The sequence below is a fragment of the Agrococcus sediminis genome (assembly GCF_007923295.1).
In the GTDB taxonomy this organism is placed as follows: Bacteria; Actinomycetota; Actinomycetes; order Actinomycetales; family Microbacteriaceae; genus Agrococcus; species Agrococcus sediminis.
Genome location: NZ_VOIR01000004.1, coordinates 1 through 5,311 on the forward strand (window position 1 = coordinate 1; position 5,311 = coordinate 5,311).

Consider the following 5,311-nt stretch of genomic DNA (forward strand, 5'->3'; position numbering starts at 1 on the left):
CATAGAAAAAGGGGCCCCAGATGAATCTGGGGCCCCTTTCCAAAAGAAGTCCGGCGGTGTCCTACTCTCCCACAGGGTCCCCCCTGCAGTACCATCGGCGCTGAGAGCCTTAGCTTCCGGGTTCGGAATGTGACCGGGCGTTTCCCTCTCGCTATGGCCGCCGAAACACTGTTGATGTTTCAGTCTGCACAGCACTCCGCTCGAAGCGGAGGGCTGCAGTTCTCGACCGTACATCGAGAACCACAAAGTGGACGCGAGCAGCAAGCTCATAATATGTGTTATCAAGTCATCGGCTTATTAGTACCGGTCAGCTTCATGGGTCTTTAGTCCCCACTTCCACATCCGGCCTATCAACCCAGTAGTCTGGCTGGGAGCCTCTCGCCCGAAGGCACGGAAGTCTCATCTTGAGGCCGGCTTCCCGCTTAGATGCTTTCAGCGGTTATCCATCCCGAACGTAGCTAATCAGCGGTGCTCCTGGCGGAACAACTGACACACCAGAGGTTCGTCCAACCCGGTCCTCTCGTACTAGGGTCAGATCCTCTCAAACTTCCAACGCGCGCAGCGGATAGGGACCGAACTGTCTCACGACGTTCTAAACCCAGCTCGCGTGCCGCTTTAATGGGCGAACAGCCCAACCCTTGGGACCTACTCCAGCCCCAGGATGCGACGAGCCGACATCGAGGTGCCAAACCATGCCGTCGATATGGACTCTTGGGCAAGATCAGCCTGTTATCCCCGAGGTACCTTTTATCCGTTGAGCGACAGCGCTTCCACAAGCCACTGCCGGATCACTAGTCCCGACTTTCGTCCCTGCTCCAGTTGTCACTGTCACAGTCAAGCTCCCTTGTGCACTTACACTCGACACCTGATTGCCAACCAGGTTGAGGGAACCTTTGGGCGCCTCCGTTACTTTTTGGGAGGCAACCGCCCCAGTTAAACTACCCACCAGGCACTGTCCCTGAACCGGATTACGGTTCGAAGTTAGATATCCAGAGTGACCAGAGTGGTATTTCAACAATGACTCCACCCGAACTAGCGTCCGGGCTTCACAGTCTCCCACCTATCCTACACAAGCCACACCGAACACCAATACCAAGCTGTAGTAAAGGTCACGGGGTCTTTCCGTCCTGCTGCGCGTAACGAGCATCTTTACTCGTAGTGCAATTTCGCCGAGTTCGCGGTTGAGACAGCTGGGAAGTCGTTACGCCATTCGTGCAGGTCGGAACTTACCCGACAAGGAATTTCGCTACCTTAGGATGGTTATAGTTACCACCGCCGTTTACTGGGGCTTAAATTCTGAGCTTCGCTTGCGCTAACCCTTCCTCTTAACCTTCCAGCACCGGGCAGGCGTCAGTCCGTATACATCGACTTGCGTCTTAGCACGGACCTGTGTTTTTAGTAAACAGTCGCTTCCCACTGGTCTCTGCGGCCTTCAAACGCTCGGGCAGCTAGTGCCGTCACGCCTCAGGCCCCCCTTCTCCCGAAGTTACGGGGGCATTTTGCCGAGTTCCTTAACCACGATTCTCTCGATCTCCTTGGTATTCTCTACCTGACCACCTGAGTCGGTTTGGGGTACGGGTGACTTGAACCTCGCGTCGATGCTTTTCTTGGCAGCATAGGATCACAGACTTCCCTCTAGGGTTCGGCAAAGCTCTCAGGCTGTATGTGGGACGGATTTGCCTATCCCACGCCCTACGGCTTACCCGGACTCAACCATCGGCCCGGTTCTGCTACCTTCCTGCGTCACACCTGTTAATACGCTAGCCGCACCAGCATAGGGTCGAGTGCTAGCCCAAGGACGTCACCCCGAAGGGATCGGTCCGAGGATTCGGACTCTTAGCATTACTGGATTGACTTGGGCGGTTCTTCGCCAGCTCAGGATTATCAACCTGATGTCCATCGACTACGCCTGTCGGCCTCGCCTTAGGTCCCGGCTTACCCAGGGAAGATTAGCTTGACCCTGGAACCCTTGGTCTTTCGGAGGACTGGTTTCTCGCCAGTCTTTCGCTACTCATGCCTGCATTCTCACTCGTGTGGCGTCCACGGCTGGATTCCTCCGCCGCTTCACTCGCCACACGACGCTCTCCTACCAATCCGCACGCCTGGACAGCCACGAGGGCTGCCGAGCTGTTGCGCGAATTCCACGACTTCGGTGGTGTGCTTGAGCCCCGCTAAATTGTCGGCGCAGAATCACTTGACCAGTGAGCTATTACGCACTCTTTCAAGGGTGGCTGCTTCTAAGCCAACCTCCTGGTTGTCTAAGCAACTCCACATCCTTTTCCACTTAGCACACGCTTAGGGACCTTAGTCGGTGGTCTGGGTTGTTTCCCTCTCGACGATGAAGCTTATCCCCCACCGTCTCACTGCTGCGCTCTCACTTACCGGCATTCGGAGTTTGGCTGACGTCAGTAACCTTTTGGGGCCCATCGGCCATCCAGTAGCTCTACCTCCGGCAAGAAACACGCAACGCTGCACCTAAATGCATTTCGGAGAGAACCAGCTATCACGAAGTTTGATTGGCCTTTCACCCCTATCCACAGCTCATCCCCTCAGTTTTCAACCTAAGTGGGTTCGGTCCTCCACGAGGTCTTACCCTCGCTTCAACCTGGCCATGGATAGATCACTTCGCTTCGGGTCTAGGACATGCGACTGAATCGCCCTATTCAGACTCGCTTTCGCTACGGCTACCCCACACGGGTTAACCTCGCCACATATCGCTAACTCGCAGGCTCATTCTTCAAAAGGCACGCTGTCACAGCTGCTAGGGCTGCTCCAACGGTTTGTAAGCAAACGGTTTCAGGTACTATTTCACTCCCCTCCCGGGGTACTTTTCACCTTTCCCTCACGGTACTTGTCCGCTATCGGTCATCTGGGAGTATTTAGGCTTACCAGGTGGTCCTGGCTGATTCACACGGGATTTCTCGGGCCCCGTGCTACTTGGGATGGACCTCGCGCCATTGCGCGGTTTCGGCTACGGGATTGTCACCCTCTTCGATGAGCCTTTCCAAGCTCTTCGCCTACCGCGGTCTGTAACGCTTGCTGCTCGGCAGAGCAGCTGAGATGTCCCACAACCCCGATCGTGCAACGCCTGCCGGCTATCACACACGATCGGTTTAGCCTCTTCCGCGTTCGCTCGCCACTACTTACGGAATCACTGTTGTTTTCTCTTCCTGTGGGTACTGAGATGTTTCACTTCCCCACGTTCCCTCTACCCGCCCTATATATTCAGGCGGGAGTCACTGGGTCGGCACGCCGCCCAGCGGGGTTTCCCCATTCGGAGATCCTCGGATCAAAGCTCGTTTATCAGCTCCCCGAGGCTTATCGCAGATTACTACGTCCTTCATCGGCTCCAGATGCCAAGGCATCCACCGTTTGCTCTTAGAAACTTGACCACATACATGAGTATTTTGGTTAGGACACCACCGCCGAGGCGATGGCGACCAATGATCTATAAAGATCATCAAGACTCGAGCCGAAGCTCGAATCTAAGATGCTCGCGTCCACTGTGTAGTTCTCAACTTACGGTCGGTACCGTCAGCCCCAGCGCCCTGCGCTGCGACCGGCCGGTCCGAGGTTCCGAAGACGCCAAAAGGCGCCGTCTGGTCCCTCAGGACCCAACAGCGTGCATGTGCTCGATCTCCCGCGTCCCGCCGTTCCTGACTGCAAGCAGTCGTACTGAGCTGGACCCGATCCCTCGAGCACCAATGTCAATGTTCCACCCTTGAGCTGACCACCGGTCGACGTGTGCGACCGTAGTGGCTCTGCGCCGGCTGCGCCGGCGAGATGCTCCTTAGAAAGGAGGTGATCCAGCCGCACCTTCCGGTACGGCTACCTTGTTACGACTTAGTCCTAATCACCGATCCCACCTTCGACAGCTCCCTCCAAAAGGTTAGGCCACTGGCTTCGGGTGTTACCGACTTTCATGACTTGACGGGCGGTGTGTACAAGGCCCGGGAACGTATTCACCGCAGCGTTGCTGATCTGCGATTACTAGCGACTCCGACTTCATGAGGTCGAGTTGCAGACCTCAATCCGAACTGAGACCGGCTTTTTGGGATTCGCTCCACCTTGCGGTATCGCAGCCCATTGTACCGGCCATTGTAGCATGCGTGAAGCCCAAGACATAAGGGGCATGATGATTTGACCTCATCCCCACCTTCCTCCGAGTTGACCCCGGCAGTATCCCATGAGTTCCCACCATTACGTGCTGGCAACATAGGACGAGGGTTGCGCTCGTTGCGGGACTTAACCCAACATCTCACGACACGAGCTGACGACAACCATGCACCACCTGTATACCGACCTTGCGGGGCGACCATCTCTGGCCGTTTCCGGTATATGTCAAGCCTTGGTAAGGTTCTTCGCGTTGCATCGAATTAATCCGCATGCTCCGCCGCTTGTGCGGGCCCCCGTCAATTCCTTTGAGTTTTAGCCTTGCGGCCGTACTCCCCAGGCGGGGAACTTAATGCGTTAGCTACGACACGGAGACCGTGGAATGGTCCCCACATCTAGTTCCCAACGTTTACGGCATGGACTACCAGGGTATCTAAGCCTGTTTGCTCCCCATGCTTTCGCTCCTCAGCGTCAGTTACGGCCCAGAGATCTGCCTTCGCCATCGGTGTTCCTCCTGATATCTGCGCATTCCACCGCTACACCAGGAATTCCAATCTCCCCTACCGCACTCTAGTCTGCCCGTACCCACTGCAAGCCCGAGGTTGAGCCTCGGGTTTTCACAGCAGACGCGACAAACCGCCTACGAGCTCTTTACGCCCAATAATTCCGGACAACGCTTGCACCCTACGTATTACCGCGGCTGCTGGCACGTAGTTAGCCGGTGCTTTTTCTGCAGGTACCGTCACTTTCGCTTCTTCCCTGCTAAAAGAGGTTTACAACCCGAAGGCCTTCGTCCCTCACGCGGCGTTGCTGCATCAGGCTTGCGCCCATTGTGCAATATTCCCCACTGCTGCCTCCCGTAGGAGTCTGGGCCGTGTCTCAGTCCCAGTGTGGCCGGTCACCCTCTCAGGCCGGCTACCCGTCGTCGCCTTGGTGAGCCGTTACCTCACCAACTAGCTGATAGGCCGTGAGCTGATCCTTGACCGAAGTTCTTTCCACCATCAGGAGATGCCTCCGAGGGTCGTATCCGGTATTAGACGCCGTTTCCAGCGCTTATCCCAGAGTCAAGGGCACATTGCTCACGTATTACTCACCCGTTCGCCACTAATCCAGAGGAGCAAGCTCCTCCTTCATCGTTCGACTTGCATGTGTTAAGCACGCCGCCAGCGTTCGTCCTGAGCCAGGATCAAACTCTCCG

General features: G+C 56.1%; 3 rRNA genes. All 3 read right to left on the reverse strand.

Annotated elements, in window-relative coordinates:
* Nucleotides 1–48 precede the first annotated feature (48 nt).
* Nucleotides 49–165, reverse strand: a 5S ribosomal RNA gene (gene rrf, locus FQ330_RS00460).
* 112 nt (nucleotides 166–277) lie between these two features.
* Nucleotides 278–3,392, reverse strand: a 23S ribosomal RNA gene (locus FQ330_RS00465).
* Between the two features lie 402 nt (nucleotides 3,393–3,794).
* A 16S ribosomal RNA gene (locus tag FQ330_RS00470) occupies nucleotides 3,795–5,311 on the reverse strand.
* The 16S, 23S and 5S rRNA genes sit together here, the layout of an rRNA operon.